Raw genomic sequence first — 19645 nt, forward strand, 5'->3', positions numbered from 1 at the left:
ATAGTTATGTTATATTGAAAACAGGCCGCTGTGGTCTGACCACTAGATTTCAGCATATAAGATATGGGTTATCCAATTTGTTTTAGGAGTGAAACTATGACATTAAGAGAAGAAGCATTACATATGCACCGCTTGAATCAAGGGAAATTAGAAACAGTTTCGAAAGTACCGGTAAGGAATGCAGTAGATTTAAGCCTGGCTTATTCTCCTGGTGTCGCAGAACCGTGTAAAGATATTTACGATAAGCCGGAAACCGTCTATGACTATACAATGAAGGGGAATACTGTTGCCGTTATTTCTGATGGAACGGCTGTGTTGGGACTTGGAAACATCGGTCCGGAAGCTGCTATGCCGGTTATGGAAGGAAAAGCCGTTTTATTTAAAAGTTTCGCTGGAGTGGACGCTTTCCCAATCTGTTTAAAAACGACGGATGTGGACAAAATTGTAGAGACCGTTAAATTACTCGAACCGACTTTCGGTGGAGTGAACTTAGAGGACATAGCCGCACCAAATTGTTTTGAAATTGAAGAACGACTCAAGAAAGAAATGAATATTCCTGTTTTTCATGATGATCAGCACGGTACAGCCATTGTTACTGTTGCCGGTCTTGTGAACGCGTTACGACTTGTGAATAAATCAATGTCGGAAATTAAAGTGGTGGCGAATGGAGCAGGCGCTGCGGGCATTGCCATCATTAAATTGCTTTATAGCTATGGAGTTCGTGACATCATCATGTGTGATACGAAGGGTGCCATTTATGAGGGCCGTTCGACAGGTATGAATGATACAAAAGAACAAGTGGCGAAAGTCACCAATCGAAATAAGGTTTCAGGACCTTTGGAAACTGTCATTCAAAACGCTGATGTATTTATCGGTGTTTCTGCCGCAGGTGCATTGACAAAAGAAATGGTTTCTTCGATGAATCGGGATGCGATCATTTTCGCGATGGCTAATCCAGATCCGGAAATCATGCCGGAAGATGCGAAAGCAGCGGGTGCCAAGGTTGTAGGAACAGGCCGTTCGGATTTCCCGAATCAGGTCAATAACGTCCTAGCTTTCCCAGGGATTTTCCGTGGTGCCTTGGATGTACGTGCAACACATATCAATGAAAAAATGAAGGTCGCAGCAGTACAAGCCATTGCCGGTTTAATACAGGAACATGAGTTAAACGAAGACTACGTTATCCCTGCTCCATTTGATGAGAGGGTAGCACCTGCCGTTGCGGCTGCTGTTGCCAAGGCAGCGATGGAAACGGGAGTGGCTAGAATTAATGTGGATCCCGAGGAAATTAAAGAAAAAACAAGGAAATTAGCGATCATTGGAAAAAGTGAGGAATAATTAATTTGGCAGGTCGTACATCTTCATCCAAAATTTATCTCGATGTAGTTGAGAGCCTACGTAGCATGATTGAAGCGGACAGCCTCCTGCCGGGAGATAAAATCCCATCAGAACGGGAGTTATCGGATCGTTTTAATGTAGGCCGTTCCTCTGTCCGTGAAGCATTGCGTGCCTTAGAGCTATTAGGATTAATAGAAACAAGGCGTGGTGAAGGGACGTTTATCAGGGATTTCCAGGAGCATAAGCTAGTCGAGCTTCTGGGAACCTTTTTTTTGCAAGATAAAAAAGTACAAGAAGATTTGTCTGAGACGAAAAGGCTGATTGAAATTGACTGTTTGCGGATCGTCGCCTTTTTCGCTACGGCTGAGGACATCAAAAGATTAATGGTCTGGGTCAAGGCGGATGAGTTTCATGATGATGATTTCTTCTTAAGGATTGCCATTTTGAATCGCAATCGATTGCTGGAAAGAATTTGGCGCATTGTCAACAGCTATGCTAGAACATCAGAGATGGTACAGGGTAATGTGAAAAAAGAAGATTATCTGTCACTTCTTACATATTTGCTCGAACGTGATGAAGAAAAAGCCATCGAAACGTATCTTATTAGAATTAGAAATATGTCGAAGGACGAGTGACACCTTTTTACACGATACTAATTTTATTTCTGATATAGTTTGTACCAAGTATCATAAAATAGATAATTGGTGGTAAAGGGAGGATTAAGCTTGCTTAAAGAGCTATTTGCGAAGTCTAAGAAGAAATATGCAACGGTTCCTTTAGATCGGGAGAAACAAGATGTACCAGAAGGAATCATGACAAAGTGCACCGGCTGTAAAAAAATCATGTATACAAAAGAATTGGTGAAAAACAAGAAAGTTTGTTTACATTGCGGGCACCACCATTCGATGTCTTCCCATGAGCGCATCGAATTTTTATTCGACGCCGGCAGTTTTAATGAATTTGATAAAGAAATGATTTCAGTTAACCCGCTTGAATTTCCGGATTATCTGGAAAAGTTGGAAAAAGATAGAAAGAAAGCCAAGATTAATGAGGCGGTTGTAACAGGAGTTGGAAGCATCAATGGGTACCAAGTTTCAACAGCCATAATGGATTCGAATTTCCGGATGGGGAGCATGGGATCCGTTGTTGGGGAAAAAATTACCCGTGCCATTGAACGTGCAGGTGAGTTGAAGATTCCGTTCATCATTTTTACCGCATCAGGCGGCGCTCGGATGCAGGAGGGTGTTTTAAGCTTGATGCAAATGGCAAAGACAAGTGCAGCACTCAAGATATTCAGCAATGAAGGTGGACTGATCATATCAATGATGACCCATCCTACCACAGGCGGGGTTTCGGCAAGTTTCGCGTCACTTGGCGATATTAATCTAGCCGAGCCTGGAGCCCTTATTGGTTTTGCGGGAAGAAGGATCATTGAACAGACGATCCATGAAGAGCTTCCTGAAGATTTCCAAACGGCTGAATTCTTGATGAAGCACGGCCAATTGGATGCGGTCGTCAAACGTACGGAAATGAAGGAAACCTTGACGACGATCCTTAAAATTCATGCCCCGGGCGGTGAATGGTTATGATTTACGAATTGGAGTTCGAGCGTCCCATTACGGACCTGAGAAATAAGATTAAAGAGCTAAAGTCAATTTCGAAGGATGCTGATGTAGATCTTACAGCTGAAATCGAAACATTGGAAAAGCGTTTAGAGAAGCTGGAAGTGGATATTTATAACCATCTTAAACCGTGGGATCGTGTTCAGATTGCCCGGCATCCAGCACGGCCGACTACGCTTGATTACATTCCGCTATTATTCAATGACTTCATCGAGTTTCATGGTGATCGTTATTATGGGGATGATGAAGCGATTGTCGCTGGAATCGCGGAATTTGATGGACTTGCCGTGACGGTCATCGGCCATCAACGAGGTAAGGATACGAAGGAAAACATCCGTCGTAACTTTGGTATGCCCCATCCTGAAGGCTACCGAAAAGCATTGCGTCTGATGAAACAGGCTGAAAAATTCAACCGGCCGATCATTTGTTTCATTGATACGAAGGGAGCTTTCCCTGGTAAAGCTGCTGAAGAGCGCGGGCAAAGTGAAGCCATTGCGAAAAACCTATTCGAAATGGCAGGGCTGAAGGTACCGGTAATCAGTATAGTCATCGGTGAAGGTGGAAGCGGAGGTGCATTGGCACTTGGTGTCGGAGACCGAATTTTCATGCTTGAGAACTCAACATATTCGGTAATTTCCCCAGAAGGGGCTGCAGCCTTGCTGTGGAAGGATGCCTCCCAGGCTAAGAGGGCTGCGGAATCGATGAAAATCACGGCTCCCGACTTAAATCGCTTAGGAGTCATCGATGAAATCATTCCTGAAGTGAGGGGCGGCGCCCATCGGGATTCGAATTTACAGGCTGAAGCCATCAAGGATATCCTGAAACGTTCATTCAAGGAACTTCTGCCATTGAATAGTGATGATCTTATCAACCGGCGTTATATGAAATTCAAGAAAATCGGTGAATATGAATTTGCAAAACAACCTGAGGGCGAACCTAAGGAAGTGGAACAGCATTCATAAACACATTTTGTAAATGGAAAAACGTGCTGCCTGGGGCAACACGTTTTTTCATCCTTTCATGGCACATATGTATTCATTACCGAAACGAGTAAAGAATATGGTTTGTGTGTAGAATGTAAACTTTTACGCCATTTTACTTCAATTTCTGAAGAGAATCGGTTAGGCTTATAACATCAAGTGAGCATAAGTGAAACAAGTACTGCTTATTGAGGCATGAAAAAGGGTACAATGATATAATGGAGCTTGAAATTGATTAGTGCTGTAGAGAGGTGACATTTATGAAAAGAATAGGTGTATTGACAAGTGGAGGAGATTCTCCAGGAATGAATGCGGCAGTCCGAGCAGTTGTCCGGAAAGCAATTTTTCATGAAATAGAGGTCTTCGGGATTTATCATGGTTATCAGGGTCTAATAAATGGAAATATAAAGAAGCTAGAACTTGGGTCGGTCGGGGATATCATCCATCGAGGCGGCACGATGTTACATACGGCTCGCTGTCCGGAATTTAAGACAGAGGAAGGCCAGCTGAAAGCGATTGAACAATTGAATAAACTTGGTATCGAGGGCATTGTCATAATTGGTGGAGATGGTTCTTACCGCGGAGCGAAAGCTTTAACGGAAAGGGGCTTTCCTTGTATCGGAGTTCCTGGAACAATTGATAATGACATACCAGGTACGGACTTTACGATTGGTTTCGATACGGCCCTGAATACAGTCATCGATGCTATCGATAAAATTCGGGATACGGCTACTTCTCATGAAAGGACTTATGTAGTTGAAGTGATGGGAAGAGATGCCGGCGATATTGCGCTTTGGGCTGGATTGGCTGGCGGAGCTGAAACGATTCTTTGTCCTGAATATGAATATGAAATAGATGATTTGATTGGAAAGCTGAACCGCGGACATGACCGAGGGAAAAAGCACAGTATCATCATAGTAGCTGAAGGTGTTGGAAGTGCCGTTGATATCTCCAGGAGTATTGAGGCGAAAGCAGGAATTGAAACCCGTGTAACTGTCCTGGGCCATGTTCAGCGCGGGGGATCTCCTTCGGCTAATGACCGGGTATTGGCAAGCCGCCTTGGAGCAAGAGCGGTTGAATTGCTTCTTGAAGGAAAAGGAGGCAGGGCTGTAGGGATAGAACAAAATCAACTTGTTGATTATGATATCATCGAAGCCCTTGCTAAACCGCATACAATTGACAAGAAGATGTATGATTTATCTGCAGAGCTATCGATTTAATCATAATTGATAGGAATTGCTTTTTAAAGAATTGGGTATTTAAATAGAGGACATAAAACACTGCGCCCCTGTCTTCAAAAGGTGGACAGGCGGCGAGTTTTCCTTAAAGGAGGATGACACATGCGTAAAACCAAGATTGTTTGTACGATTGGACCCGCGAGTGAAAGTATAGAAAAGCTGGTTCAATTAATAGAAGCAGGGATGAATGTGGCACGTCTTAACTTTTCTCATGGAAATCATGAAGAACATGCCGCTAGAATTCGCAATATAAGGGAAGCTAGCGAAAAAGCGGGTAAACAGGTTGCCATCCTGTTGGATACAAAAGGACCTGAAATACGAACAAATAATATGGAAAATGATTCTATAGAGCTTGTAGCCGGCAATGAAGTCATTATTTCCATGAATGAAGTCCTGGGAACACCTGAAAAATTCTCCATTACCTATGAAGGGCTTCTGCATGATGTCCACCCAGGATCTAAAATCCTTTTGGATGATGGATTGATCGGGCTTGAAGTGTTGAAGATAGATCAGGTAAGAAAAGAAATCCATACGAAGATCTTGAATAGCGGTACACTCAAGAACAAAAAAGGCGTGAATGTTCCTGGGGTTTCGGTAAACCTGCCTGGCATAACGGAGAAAGATGAACAGGATATCCTTTTTGGAATCGAACAGGGTATCGACTTCATTGCTGCCTCATTTGTACGCAGAGCTTCCGACGTGCTTGAAGTTAGTGAATTATTACAGCAAAATGGAGCGGAACATATTCAAATCATCCCAAAAATCGAAAATCAAGAGGGCGTAGACCGTCTTGATGAAATTTTGGAAGTTTCAGATGGCTTGATGGTAGCACGTGGAGACTTGGGAGTGGAAATTCCTGCAGAAGAAGTGCCGTTAGTCCAAAAACAAATGATCAAAAAATGTAATAATGCTGGGAAACCAGTCATAACGGCTACACAAATGCTCGATTCGATGCAGCGTAACCCAAGGCCGACCCGTGCAGAAGCAAGTGACGTGGCCAATGCCATATTTGATGGAACGGATGCAATCATGCTTTCTGGCGAAACAGCTGCTGGAACCTATCCTGTCGAAGCGGTGCAAACGATGCATAACATTGCTTCACGTGCTGAAACTGCCCTTGATTATCGGGATATATTATCAGTCAGAAGCAAAGTGAACCGTCATAATGTCACTGATGCTATTGGCCAATCCGTTGCCCATACAGCGCTTAATCTTAATGCAGGGGCAATCATCACCCCTACGGAAAGCGGCCATACGGCAAGGATGATTTCCAAATACCGCCCTAAAGCACCGATCATTGCGGTTACATCCAATGATCATGTTACAAGAGGGCTTGCATTGGTTTGGGGAGTCTATCCGCAGATTGGTCCAAAAGCAACGACTACCGATGAAATGCTTCAAACCGCAATAGATGAAAGCTTGCATTCTGGCTTAGTTTCCCATGGGGATTTAGTCGTCATTACAGCCGGTGTGCCTGTAGGTGAAACAGGTACGACTAACTTGATGAAAATTCATGTGTTAGGAGAGGTTCTTTTGAAGGCTCAAGGAATCGGCAGGAAATCAGCTAAAGGTGAAGTGGTTATCGCTAAGAATGCCAAGGAAGCTTTGGAAAAAGTGACGGAAGGCTCTGTATTGGTTACGATCGGTTCGGACCGCGAAATGATGCCGGCGATTGAAAAGTGTGCGGCATTGATTACGGAAGAAGGCGGTTTGACAAGCCATGCAGCTGTTGTAGGAGTCACATTGGGCATACCGGTCATCGTTGGGGCGGAGGACGCGACCAAGGTTTTCAAGGATGGTCAAAGAATAACAGTCGATGCAGGTCGCGGAGTCATTTATGATGGACATGCCAACGTACTGTAAAACGAAATTTTGGCTGATTCCGTGCCAATGAGGTAAGATGGATGTACCGCACCAGAAATGGGCTGTGCAGGAGGAATGTAGATGAAATATTTTTTAATGTTTATCATTGCGATGCCGGTCGTTGAAATTATTGTCCTTTTGCTGTCAGGCAATCTGATTGGTTTTTGGCCAACGCTGTTCCTGATTGTAGCCACAGGCTTGATCGGAGCCTATTTGGCTAAACGGCAAGGGATGGAAACATGGAAAAAGGCACAGGAACAGATTCGTTACGGAATGATGCCAGGAAATGAAATCATTGATGGAATCTGTATCTTTATCGGAGCTGCACTGTTGCTGTCCCCTGGGCTCATCTCGGATATCATGGGATTGATCCTTGTGTTTCCGCCAACCCGGAATCTCCTCAAACCGATTGTTATCCGATTTATCATGAACAGAATGAATAAAGGGAAAGTTACCATCATTCGGCATAAATAATATAAGGCTGTCTAAAGGCTCAAGCTTTTAGGCAGCCTTTTTGGTCTGGAAAAAAGGTCAAACAAAAGCATCCAAGTTTTTTATAGGGTGCTTTTTTGCTTTCATTAAAATGGGAGTTTCAATGTAAATGGATTTTCTCTGTTTCACCATAAAATGATGATTTCCATGAGAATGAAATGTGTATAATAACAGGATTTAAAAATTATTAACTCCTTGGAAACATTGGTAAAACAGGCTTTTCCATGCTAAAAAATCTTTTTTTAGATTTTTTAGAAAAAACTGGTGACAAATTTATACAACGTGTTATATAATACAAACAGGAAATAAAACAACTGTATTATAACATAGAAGAGTTGGAAAGGATGTGGAGAGGCAACATGATTACGGAAGCAAAAGGCTTACAAATTACAGGCAGCATTAAGCCAGGATATGAACAAATACTTACAACGGATGCTCTTCAATTCATTGGAAGAATTGAACGGCATTTCAGTGGAAGAAGGGCAGAACTTCTGGAACGGCGGAAAAGCGTTCAGGAAGAACTGAATCAAGGCAAGCTTCCTGATTTCCTTGAAGAAACGAAGCATATTCGTGAAAGTGATTGGACAATTGCGGCCCTCCCGAATGATTTGCAGGACCGCAGGGTTGAAATCACTGGACCTGTCGATCGTAAAATGATCATTAATGCCATGAACTCAGGTGCCAATGTATTCATGGCGGACTTTGAAGATGCCAATTCACCCACTTGGGAGAATTGCATTGATGGTCAATTGAATCTGCGCGATGCAATCCGCGGAACCATCTCATTTAAAAATCCAAATGGTAAAGTGTATGAATTAAATGAAAGAACAGCTGTCTTAAAAGTAAGGCCGCGCGGCTGGCATTTAGAGGAAAAACATGTCCTTTTGGATGGACAGCCTATATCAGCCAGCATTTTTGACTTTGGACTGTACTTTTACCACAATGCAAAAGCATTGATTGAAAAACAAAGCGGTCCATACTTTTACTTACCAAAATTGGAAAGCCATCTCGAAGCAAGATTATGGAATGAAATATTCGTATATGCACAGAACGATTTGAGAATTCCGCAAGGAACCATCAAGGCAACGGTCTTGATAGAAACGATTCTTGCTGCATTCGAAATGGACGAAATTCTGTACGAGCTGAAAGAACATTCGGCAGGCCTGAACTGTGGCCGCTGGGACTATATCTTTAGTTTCCTGAAAAAATTCCGTCACTCGGATGATGTTATCTTCCCAGACAGGCAGCAGGTCACGATGACCGTCCCGAATATGAGGGCGTATTCCTTACTGGCAATCAAAACATGTCACACTCGTAATGCTCCTGCAATTGGCGGGATGGCCGCGCAAATTCCTGTTAAAAATGATCCGGTTAAGAACGATGAGGCCTTTGCGAAAGTAAGGGCAGATAAAGAACGCGAAGCAAGAGACGGTCATGATGGAACATGGGTTGCCCACCCAGGTATGGTAAGCACGGCAAAAGAGGTTTTTGACCTGCTCGTCCCAAAACCGAATCAAATTTTCCGAAAACGGGAAGATGTCCATGTAACAGCACAAGAGCTGCTTGCTGTACCGGAAGGAACGATTACAGAGGCAGGATTAAGGACGAATATTAACGTAGGCATCCAATATATCGCCTCTTGGCTAAGCGGCAGAGGTGCGGCACCCATCAATAACTTAATGGAAGATGCTGCAACCGCTGAAATTTCAAGGGCTCAAGTCTGGCAATGGATCCGTCATCCAAAAGGCATTCTCGAAGATGGCAGGAAAATAACCGAGGAATTATTCCATCAAATCAAAGAAGAAGAATTGGCGGTCATTAAATCGGAAGTAGGGGAAGAAACTTTCATATCAGGAAAGTTTGAAGAGTCTACTAAACTATTTGAACAATTGATTGAAGCGGATGACTTTGCAGATTTCTTAACCAACGCGGCATACGAAAAAATATCTTAATATTCAAAAAATATAATATAAATTAGGAGGAAATAATGATGATGAATGAGAGAGCGCAAAAATTACAACAAAGCTGGGAAAATGACTCACGGTGGACTGGAATCAAGCGTCCTTATACGGCAGAAGAAGTTATTAAACTAAGGGGTTCCATCGATATTGAACAAACATTGGCACGCCGTGGTTCTGAAAAACTGTGGAATCTATTAAATACAGAGGATTTCATCAATGCATTAGGAGCATTGACTGGTAACCAAGCCATGCAGCAGGTGAAAGCTGGTTTAAAAGCAATCTACTTAAGCGGTTGGCAAGTGGCGGCAGATGCTAACATCGCAGGGCAAATGTACCCTGATCAAAGTTTATATCCAGCCAACTCCGTACCGCAAGTGGTTAAACGCATTAATCAGACACTTCAGCGTGCAGACCAAATCAGCTTTGCTGAAGGAAAAGATGATATCGATTGGTTTGCACCAATCGTGGCAGATGCTGAAGCAGGCTTTGGCGGTTCCCTTAACGTCTTCGAATTAATGAAAGGCATGATCGAAGCTGGAGCGGCAGGCGTTCACTTTGAAGACCAGCTTTCTTCCGAGAAAAAATGTGGTCACCTAGGCGGTAAAGTCCTTCTTCCAACCCAAACGGCAGTACGCAATTTAGTTTCCGCCCGATTGGCAGCCGATGTAATGGGTACACCGACTATTCTGATTGCCCGTACGGATGCTGATGCTGCAGATTTGATCACTGATGATATTGATCCGGTCGATGCACCATTCATCACGGGTGAAAGGACTCCGGAAGGATTCTACCGCACGAACGCAGGTCTTGACCAAGCAATTGCAAGAGGTCTTGCTTATGCTCCATATGCCGACCTTATCTGGTGTGAGACTTCTGAACCTAATCTAGCGGATGCTCGCCGCTTTGCCGAAGCGATCCATGCAGAGTTCCCGGGCAAACTGCTTGCTTACAATTGTTCACCATCATTTAACTGGAAAGCGAAATTAAGTGATGAAGAGATTGCCAATTATCAAGTGGAATTGGGTAAATTGGGTTACAAATTCCAATTCGTTACACTTGCAGGCTTCCATTCATTGAACCATAGCATGTTCAATCTTGCTCTTGGTTATAAAGACCGCGGCATGGCTGCATACTCAGAACTTCAACAAGCGGAGTTCGCTAGTGAGCCAGACGGCTATACAGCAACACGTCATCAGCGTGAAGTGGGAACTGGTTACTTTGATGAAGTGGCACAAGTCGTTTCTGGTGGAACATCATCCACAACAGCACTTGCAGGTTCCACTGAAACAGAACAATTCGAGACGTCAAAATAATTTTAGCTTAAAACCAAAGATCCGCCTTGTACCCGAGGCGGATTTTTAAATGGAAATCGGTGAATGCTAAGGATATTCTTGATCAACTTAAGTTGTTTTCTTTGTATCCCCGATGATGAAAGTCCATATGGCCTTGAAGACATTTGCACGCTGAAGTGTATTGAATATGACAAGCACTACAGGTCCTGCAATCAAACCTAGGAAACCGATCAATTTGAAGCCTATGAACAAGGCGATGAGAGTGGCAAGCGGATCCAAACCAATACTGGAAGAAAGTACTTTTGGTTCTATTAGCTGACGTTGGACAACGACGATTATGTAAAGGACGGACAAACCGATTGCGAGACTTGTATTACCGGCGATGAATTCAAAGATGATCCATGGAATGAAAATAGTACCTGTCCCTAAATAGGGGATGATATCGACCAGCCCGCATATCAAGGCAATGGTAATTGAATAATTCACCCCTAAAATGAGAAATCCGATTAAAATCGTGACAGTCGTCAATGAAACAAGAGTGAATTGTGCCCGGATAAACCCGAACAAAGCCCTTTTTAAATCCTTGAATAAACGCTTTGCACCTGCAAAAATCTTATCAGGCAACACTTTTCCGGTCATTCGGCCAAAGGTATCCCAATCTTTGCTGATGAAGAAAGTGCCCAGCAGGGTAAAAAGGAGTGCTGTTGCTGTAGTTGGAAACCATCCGATGATTGTGGGGATGTTCTTCAAGAAAGCTTGAATGAAGCCGCTTACTCCGGTAGTGATGGACTCACCGATATTTTGGATGTTCTTGAGGACGGTGTCTTGCTGTTCGATATCCAAATTATTGAACATGGCAGCTATTTGATTATATAAAGGGATGATGGTGGACGCTATGTATGTTTCTATATAATCCACTATGGTTTCAATGTGTTTCGGGATGACTCCGGCAAGGTAATTGGTTCCTGAAATGATCTCGGCAACCAGTAAAGTGATAAGACCTGCAAATAAAAGGAAAATGAGTAACAGGGAAACGAATACAGCCAATCCTCGGGGCAGCCTCCCTTTCCTTTCGAAAAAAGTGACCAGGGGATTCATCAAGAAAGCGATTATCATGGCAATGATGAATGGATATGTATATTTAGATAAATAAAACACGGCAATCCCGCCTAAAATTACCCCTCCAACGACCAGTAAAGAGCGAATGAAACGATACATATATACCGGATTCAAGTCATATCCTCCTTCAATCATAAAGTTTGTATTATAATTGTAACGATGATGGAAAAGAAAGGAAAGATTCTTTCATCTTTCGGCTTAACTTTTTTCGCCGATACATCGTTCCATAAATCATTTTTCTCCTAGGAAACAAGGGAGTTTGTTATGTTAAAATAACAAAAAAGAAAGGAAGAAGGTGAAGGGATAATGATCAACGGTCCTGTCGTATTTTTAATTCTGCTTGCTGCAATAGGTTGGTTTGGGAAAAATACTTCACTGATCATGGCTGCGGGTTTTCTTTTAATCATGAAACTGATTGGCCTTGATGCCAAAGTGTTTCCATACCTGGAAGCGAAAGGAATCAACCTGGGCGTTACGATCATTACGATTTCCGTACTGATACCAATAGCAAACGGGGCGATAGGTTTCAAGGAACTAGGAGACGCGATAAAATCTCCTTATGCCTGGATTGCGCTTGCATCTGGAATAGCCGTTGCGCTCATAGCAAAAAATGGGATTACGCTCCTATCACATGATCCGCACATTACCACGGCTCTTGTTTTTGGGACGATTCTTGCGGTCGCATTATTCAAAGGTGTGGCTGTCGGTCCGTTAATCGGGGCGGGAATTGCTTATTTATGCATGCAGATATTCAATTTCTTTAAATGAAGCGAATGGCTAATGGCAGAAAAGTCCGTCAGTCCCGGGAATATAAATTTTCTATTTAATGTTTCATTTATTCTGTCTTGGGGCAAATTTTCAAAAAAACCGTATTGAATCGCATTAAAATAAGCAAGAGAATATGTAGCTAATTTTTCTAATAAAATAATAATTTTTTCACATTTTAAGTGCTTTTCATTCCCAAAAAAGTGTTTATTGTTTATAATAATCATGTAACTGCTCTGATTTATTAAAATTGGGATTCGGAATATCATTGATATTTTTGAGGAATCTTAAAAAAAAGATGTAGTTATTGAGCAAGCGCTCACTAGGAATAGCTACAAGCATTATTTTTAGAATTTCGTATTAAAGATTATCGTACATTTTATATTGTTGGGGTCATATTCTGTGAACGCTTCCAATACAAGGTGTATGTCTTCTGCTAAAAAATAGATGGTTGTTTACAAAAGCTAATTTCTTGGAAGCGCTACATTTATACGCTAATAGCAAGGGCATAGGGGAATATCTAGGAAAAGGAGAGATTTAGTATGACAGCAACAAAAGGTCTTGAAGGTGTGGTAGCAACAACTTCATCAGTAAGCTCCATTATCGATGACACATTAACGTATGTAGGATATGACATCGATGATTTAGCTTCAAACGCAACATTCGAGGAAGTAATCTATCTTTTATGGCACGGAGCTCTTCCGAACAAAAGCCAACTAGAAGAATTAACTAAACAACTTGCTGAAAATGCTGAAATTCCAGCTGAAGTGGTTAATCACTTCAAAACATACCCAATTGATAAAGTACATCCAATGGGAGCTCTTCGCACTGCAGTATCTCTACTTGGTCTTTATGATGAAGAAGCAGATGTAATGAGTGAAGACGCTAACTATCGTAAAGCAATCCGCATCCAAGCAAAAATCCCTACATTGGTAACAACTTTCGCTCGCGTCCGTCAAGGGAAAGAAGCTGTTGCTCCACGTACAGATTTAAGCTTTGCTGCTAACTTCTTATATATGTTAAGCGGTAACGAACCAACGGCAATCGAAGAAGAAGCATTCAACAAAGCATTGGTTCTTCATGCTGACCATGAATTAAACGCTTCTACATTCACTGCACGCGTTTGTGTGGCTACATTAGCTGATATCTATTCTGGTGTAACTGCTGCGATCGGCGCTTTAAAAGGCCCTCTTCACGGCGGAGCTAACGAACAAGTCATGAAAATGCTTACAGAAATTGGTTCAGTTGATAACGTTGAGCCATATATCAACGAAAAATTAGCCAATAAAGAAAAAATCATGGGCTTTGGCCACCGTGTATACCGTAAAGGTGATCCTCGTGCTAAACACCTTAAAGAAATGTCACAAAAACTGACTGAACTTACTGGACAACCGCAATATTATGATATGTCCATCAAAATTCATGAAATCGTAACCGGTCAAAAGAACCTTCCGCCGAACGTGGATTTCTATTCTGCTTCTGTATACCATAGTTTAGGTATCGAGCATGACCTATTTACACCAATCTTTGCTGTAAGCCGTGCTTCAGGCTGGATCGCTCATATCCTTGAGCAATATTCAAACAACCGCCTTATCCGTCCGCGTGCAGAGTATGTTGGACCAGGTATGCAAAAATACGTACCGATTGAAAACCGCTAATTTAAATTTTTTCGAAAAATCATTTTTTATTTCATCGAATTTGTAGTAAATTAATAGATGTGAGTAAAAAAGGTTAGTGGTTCTGCCTTATTTAATGGCAGGCCATCTAACCTTTGAATTTGAATCGGAGGTAAGAGACATGACACAAAGCCAAAAAATCACAGTTACTAACGGTGCTCTTAACGTACCAAACAATCCAATCGTTCCTTATATTGAGGGAGACGGAATCGGTCCTGACATCTGGGCTGCAGCATCCCGCGTTTTAGACGCAGCAGTTGAAAAAGCTTACAATGGCGAAAAGAAAATCGAATGGAAAGAAGTTTTAGCTGGACAAAAAGCATTTGACCAAACGGGCGAATGGCTTCCACAAGAAACTCTTGATGTCATTAACGAATATCTAATTGCTATTAAAGGACCTCTTACAACTCCAATCGGCGGCGGTATCCGTTCATTGAACGTTGCATTGCGTCAAGTTTTGGACTTATTCGTATGTCTTCGTCCAGTACGTTACTTTGAAGGTGTACCTTCACCAGTTAAACGTCCAGAAGACACTGACATGGTCATCTTCCGTGAAAACACTGAAGACATCTATGCTGGTATCGAATATGCAAAAGGTTCTGACGAAGCTAAGAAATTGATCGATTTCCTGCAAAATGAATTCGGTGTTACAAACATCCGTTTCCCTGAAACTTCAGGTATCGGAATCAAACCGATTTCCGAAGAAGGAACAAAACGTCTTGTTCGCTCTGCACTTAACTATGCGATCAAAGAAGGCCGTAAGTCATTAACGCTTGTTCATAAAGGTAACATCATGAAATTCACGGAAGGTGCATTCAAAACTTGGGGTTATGAAGTTGCAGAACAAGAATTCGCCGATAAAGTGTTCACATGGAACCAATATGACAAAATTAAAGATGCTGAAGGCACTGAAGCTGCTAACAAAGCACAATCCGCTGCTGAAGCTGAAGGCAAAATCATCGTTAAGGATTCCATTGCTGATATCTTCTTACAACAAATCCTGACTCGTCCTAAAGAGTTTGATGTTGTTGCAACAATGAACTTGAACGGAGATTACATTTCTGATGCATTAGCTGCACAAGTTGGCGGAATCGGTATCGCTCCAGGAGCAAACATCAACTACGAAACTGGACATGCCATCTTCGAAGCAACTCACGGAACGGCTCCTAAATATGCTGGTCTTGATAAAGTTAACCCATCTTCAGTTCTTCTTTCAGGCGTTCTTTTACTTGAGCACCTTGGCTGGAACGAAGCTGCAAACAGCATCACGAAATCAGTGGAACAAACAATCGCTTCTAAAGTTGTTACATATGACTTTGCCCGCCTAATGGAAGGTGCAACAGAAGTTAAATGTTCTGAGTTCGCAGACGAGCTTATTAAAAACCTTAAATAATTCATTGTATGCTTTCTGGAAAAGTGCCTGAACGGGCTGCTTTTCCAGGAGGCTTATATATATTTTCAAGAGAATGTTAAAAGTATTCCAAAAGTATTTATATATTTTAAGGAGGAAATAACATGTCTAAACGTAAAAAAATCACAGTGGTAGGTGCCGGATTCACTGGCGCTACAGCAGCATTCCTGGCAGCTCAAAAAGAACTTGGTGATATCGTTTTGGTTGATATTCCGCAAGCTGAAAACCCTACAAAAGGTAAAGCCCTTGATATGGCGGAAGCAGGACCTGTTCTAGGTTTCGATGCTAATATCACCGGTACATCCGACTATGCAGAAACTGCTGATTCCGACGTAGTGATCATCACAGCCGGAATTGCCCGTAAGCCCGGCATGAGCCGTGACGACTTAGTTCAAACTAACCAAAAGGTCATGAAATCAGTAACAAAAGAAGTAGTTAAATATTCCCCTAATACAACAATCATCGTTTTGACTAACCCTGTAGATGCAATGACTTACACTGTATACAAAGAATCTGGTTTCCCTAAAGAACGCGTTATCGGTCAATCAGGTGTACTTGATACAGCTCGTTTCCGCACTTTCGTAGCTCAAGAATTAAACTTATCCGTTAAAGATGTAACTGGTTTCGTACTTGGCGGACACGGAGACGATATGGTACCTCTAGTGCGTTACTCATATGCAGGCGGAATTCCTTTGGAAACATTGATCCCTCAAGATCGTTTAGAAGCAATAGTAGCTCGTACCCGCACTGGCGGCGGAGAAATCGTAAACCTTCTTGGAAACGGAAGCGCATATTATGCACCAGCTGCATCTCTTGTGGAAATGGCTGAAGCAATACTTAAAGACCAACGTCGCGTTCTTCCATCCATCGCTTATCTTGAAGGTGAATACGGCTTTGAAGGTATTTACCTAGGAGTGCCGACTGTACTTGGTGCAAACGGTATTGAACAAATCATCGAACTTGATTTGACTGAAGATGAAAAGGCTGCACTTTCGAAATCAGTCGAATCAGTTAAAGCTGTTATGCAAGTCCTTCAATAAGAGAGATCATCTATAGACTGCCCGGATATTGGAATAACAGGCCAACGCCTTTTCCGACTCCGGGCAGTTTTTTAATCCGTTTCAAAAGAATTCTGGAACTTATAATTTCCCTGCTGAAGATAGGAATAACTTTATTTCAGTTTTTTTTATGTGTAATTTTCATATAATATTCTTTATAATGGAATTGGATGAGTAGACCAAGGAATTGGTCTTTTGGGTAATACATAATTCAGGAGGATCTAATGTCAAAGAAAATTCTCGTAGTGGATGATGAGCAATCAATAGTTACCTTACTTCAGTACAATTTAGAACAATCAGGCTATACGGTTATCACAGCTTTGGATGGAGAACAAGGGCTGGAGGCTGCCGTGGATATACGCCCCGATTTAGTGGTATTGGATTTGATGCTGCCTAAAATGGACGGGCTTGAAGTATGTAAGCAGCTTCGCCAGCAAAAAATCAATATACCGATCTTGATGCTGACAGCTAAGGACGATGAATTTGACAAGGTGCTGGGACTGGAACTAGGTGCGGATGATTACTTGACCAAGCCATTTAGTCCCAGGGAGGTAGTGGCCCGGATTAAAGCCATTTTAAGAAGATCCCAGTTGCAATCGAACGGAAGTGAGTCAAGTCAGGATCAGGAAGATGGTCTCTTGAAATTAGGGGAATTGAAAGTGTTCCCGGAACGATACGAAGCATTCTTTGATGAACAGCAATTAGAATTGACTCCAAAGGAATTTGAATTACTTTTATACTTGGCGAAGAATAAAGGAAGAGTACTGACCAGGGATCAACTGCTCAGTGCGGTATGGAATTATGATTTCGCGGGAGACTCACGGATCGTCGATGTCCATATCAGCCATCTTCGTGAAAAAATAGAGAAAGATACAAAAAAACCTCTCTATATTAAAACGATAAGGGGCTTGGGGTATAAGCTTGAGGAGCCTAAAAAAGAATGACGACCTATCGTAAAAAGCTCTTATATACCCTCATCACATTGGTGATGGTCGTCCTGATGGCCGTGGGCTTTTTATTAGGACACTTGTTCAAAAGTTATTATATTAAAACGTTCAATGAGCGTATACAGAACGAAACATTTTTCATTTCTACATATATTCAGGAGCATGGCGGAATCGAGTCCTTTTTGGAAAAAGGGAAGACGGCAAAATTGACACCCCTTTTAGATTCGAATTTAACCATTCTCTCCTTGAGTGGGGAAATATTATACGATTCCACATCATCCAATGAAATACTTAAAAGCCACGCTAATGTCCTTCGCAAAATAACATTGGAAAAAGGGCTTAAGCATGGGGAAGGGTATGAAGTGGTCGAAGGGGAATCGGACCTCCATTATTATTGGAAGACGGTTGAAAAGGACGGCGAAATTGAAGGATTTGTCGTCCATAGCAATGAAATAGAGGCCATCCATCAAGTGAATAAACAAATGTGGCAAATATTGATCATTTGTTTAGGGGTTGCCTTGATCATCATTCTCATGCTTGCGAGCAAAATCACTTCATATTATACCCGTCCGATCGAAGAGGCGACGATGGCAGCCATTGAACTGGCAAAAGGGAATTACGGAACCCGGACATTCGGGCGGCATTCCGATGAAACGGGAATGCTGACAACTTCCTTGAACATATTGGCGAGGAACCTTCAGGAAACAGAGGTAGCGAGGGAAATGAATCAGGATCGTTTGGAAGCGCTTGTTGAAAATATCGGTAGTGGAGTCTTGCTGATAGACAGTAAAGGGTATACGACCTTAATCAACCGGGAATTCAAGAAAAGCTTCCATGTGAACGCCGCTACGTTTTTGTTCCAGGAATATTATTCGGTCATTAAAGATCAGGAAGTGATAGCCATCATCGAAGAGATCTTTCGAACGGAAAAAACGATAAAACGACAGGTGAAGATACCGCTTGCCATAGAACGTAAGCATTTTGAGATTTACGGGGCTCCCATTATCGGGAATCATGATGAATGGAAGGGGATCCTCCTCATTTTCCATGATATCACCGAATTGAAAAGGCTCGAGCAGATGCGAAAGGATTTCGTCGCTAATGTGTCCCATGAATTGAGGACTCCAATCACATCCATTAAAGGTTTTTCTGAAACATTGTTAGATGGCGCACTAAAAGACGAAAAGACCCTAAAGCACTTTTTATCGATTATCCTGAAAGAAAGTGACCGGCTGCAAGAACTCATTCAGGAGCTTCTGAATTTATCCAAAATGGAGCAACAGGAATTTGTTTTAAACGCAGGGGTCGTGGATATTACCAAAGTGCTTGGCGAAATACAAGAGATGCTTATAGGCAAGCTGAAGGAAAAAGAAGTATCCCTTGAAATTAAAACATCACCGGAACCAGTATTCATTGAAGGGGAATCTGACAGGATCAAACAGGTTTTCATCAATTTGATTACGAACGCATTGACCTATACACCAAATGGCGGCAGGGTCACCGTTGATATCATTGAAAATGAACAGACGGTCGATATTGCAGTTCAAGACAGCGGGATCGGCATCGAAGAAAAAGAACTGCCAAGGATCTTTGAACGATTTTACCGAATTGATAAGGCGAGGAGCCGCGATTCTGGAGGAACGGGCATTGGACTGGCAATCGTCAAGCATATAATTGAAGTCCATAAAGGTAAAATCAACGTCGAAAGCATACCTGGAACAGGGACGACTTTTACAGTCACTTTAAATAAAAGCTTAAAAGGGAAAATGTAGCGGGTTTCTTATTTACAAGTCCTTTACAATTCCTTAAAACTGACTTCATAATGAAGGGGTACAATGGTTGTACAACCCCTCATCCAAGGAGTTAAACATTGACAGAGACAT

The 19645-nt window shown here is 42.2% G+C and carries 16 protein-coding genes; 15 read left to right on the top strand and 1 reads right to left on the bottom strand.

All coding sequences use genetic code 11. The features are described from left to right. Positions 1 to 96 precede the first annotated feature (96 nt). The 9 genes from ystJ to aceA all read left to right on the top strand — a co-directional run bounded on the left by ystJ (position 97) and on the right by aceA (position 10807). Positions 97 to 1338: an NADP-dependent malic enzyme gene (ystJ, locus tag ACSR9O_RS19885; RefSeq protein ID WP_101222916.1), complete on the top strand. Its 1242-nt coding sequence runs from the start codon at positions 97 to 99 to the stop codon at positions 1336 to 1338. Positions 1339 to 1343: 5 nt separating this feature from the next. Then, positions 1344 to 1973 carry a FadR/GntR family transcriptional regulator gene (locus ACSR9O_RS19890; RefSeq protein ID WP_101222915.1) on the top strand — a complete coding sequence of 210 codons (630 nt, stop codon included), beginning with the start codon at positions 1344 to 1346 and terminating at the stop codon, positions 1971 to 1973. Positions 1974 to 2063: 90 nt separating this feature from the next. Further along, positions 2064 to 2927, top strand: coding sequence for an acetyl-CoA carboxylase, carboxyltransferase subunit beta (accD, locus tag ACSR9O_RS19895; protein ID WP_101222914.1), 864 nt, complete (start codon positions 2064 to 2066; stop codon positions 2925 to 2927). Next, complete coding sequence (accA, locus tag ACSR9O_RS19900) at positions 2924 to 3922, top strand: acetyl-CoA carboxylase carboxyl transferase subunit alpha (protein ID WP_101222913.1); 999 nt, start codon at positions 2924 to 2926, stop codon at positions 3920 to 3922. Before accD ends, accA begins: the two co-directional genes overlap by 4 nt. A gap of 278 nt (positions 3923 to 4200) precedes the next feature. Next, positions 4201 to 5160, top strand: a complete 960-nt coding sequence (gene pfkA, locus ACSR9O_RS19905; RefSeq protein WP_137018174.1) for a 6-phosphofructokinase — start codon at positions 4201 to 4203, stop codon at positions 5158 to 5160. Between the two features lie 120 nt (positions 5161 to 5280). Beyond that, positions 5281 to 7041, top strand: coding sequence for a pyruvate kinase (pyk, locus tag ACSR9O_RS19910; protein WP_101222911.1), 1761 nt, complete (start codon positions 5281 to 5283; stop codon positions 7039 to 7041). Between the two features lie 81 nt (positions 7042 to 7122). After that, complete coding sequence (locus tag ACSR9O_RS19915; protein WP_034309123.1) at positions 7123 to 7515, top strand: FxsA family protein; 393 nt, start codon at positions 7123 to 7125, stop codon at positions 7513 to 7515. 377 nt (positions 7516 to 7892) lie between these two features. After that, entirely contained in the window at positions 7893 to 9485 is a 1593-nt protein-coding gene (gene aceB, locus ACSR9O_RS19920) for a malate synthase A (RefSeq protein ID WP_491724962.1), read from the top strand. Positions 9486 to 9523: 38 nt separating this feature from the next. Next, positions 9524 to 10807 carry an isocitrate lyase gene (gene aceA / locus ACSR9O_RS19925; protein ID WP_101222909.1) on the top strand — a complete coding sequence of 428 codons (1284 nt, stop codon included), beginning with the start codon at positions 9524 to 9526 and terminating at the stop codon, positions 10805 to 10807. A gap of 87 nt (positions 10808 to 10894) precedes the next feature. On the opposite strand, the gene ytvI is transcribed toward aceA, so the two are convergent. Beyond that, positions 10895 to 12019: a sporulation integral membrane protein YtvI gene (gene ytvI / locus ACSR9O_RS19930; protein ID WP_101222908.1), complete on the bottom strand. Its 1125-nt coding sequence runs from the start codon at positions 12017 to 12019 to the stop codon at positions 10895 to 10897. A gap of 192 nt (positions 12020 to 12211) precedes the next feature. Between ytvI and ACSR9O_RS19935 the strand changes: the two genes are divergently transcribed. From ACSR9O_RS19935 to pnpS, 6 genes are all read left to right on the top strand, one after another. Then, on the top strand, positions 12212 to 12673 hold the full coding sequence (locus tag ACSR9O_RS19935; RefSeq protein ID WP_101222907.1) for a DUF441 domain-containing protein: 462 nt from the start codon (positions 12212 to 12214) through the stop codon (positions 12671 to 12673). A gap of 539 nt (positions 12674 to 13212) precedes the next feature. Continuing rightward, entirely contained in the window at positions 13213 to 14328 is a 1116-nt protein-coding gene (gene citZ, locus ACSR9O_RS19940; RefSeq protein WP_095390768.1) for a citrate synthase, read from the top strand. A gap of 94 nt (positions 14329 to 14422) precedes the next feature. Then, entirely contained in the window at positions 14423 to 15739 is a 1317-nt protein-coding gene (gene icd, locus ACSR9O_RS19945; RefSeq protein WP_402940129.1) for an NADP-dependent isocitrate dehydrogenase, read from the top strand. Positions 15740 to 15861: 122 nt separating this feature from the next. Continuing rightward, positions 15862 to 16797, top strand: a complete 936-nt coding sequence (gene mdh, locus ACSR9O_RS19950) for a malate dehydrogenase (RefSeq protein WP_101222904.1) — start codon at positions 15862 to 15864, stop codon at positions 16795 to 16797. 242 nt (positions 16798 to 17039) lie between these two features. Continuing rightward, positions 17040 to 17759 (top strand): response regulator transcription factor, encoded by a 720-nt coding sequence (locus ACSR9O_RS19955; RefSeq protein ID WP_101222903.1) that lies wholly within the window; start codon positions 17040 to 17042, stop codon positions 17757 to 17759. Next, positions 17756 to 19534, top strand: a complete 1779-nt coding sequence (gene pnpS, locus ACSR9O_RS19960; protein ID WP_491724963.1) for a two-component system histidine kinase PnpS — start codon at positions 17756 to 17758, stop codon at positions 19532 to 19534. The genes ACSR9O_RS19955 and pnpS overlap by 4 nt, the downstream gene beginning before the upstream one ends. Positions 19535 to 19645: the final 111 nt, after the last annotated feature.

Source organism: Peribacillus sp. B65, assembly GCF_058513295.1.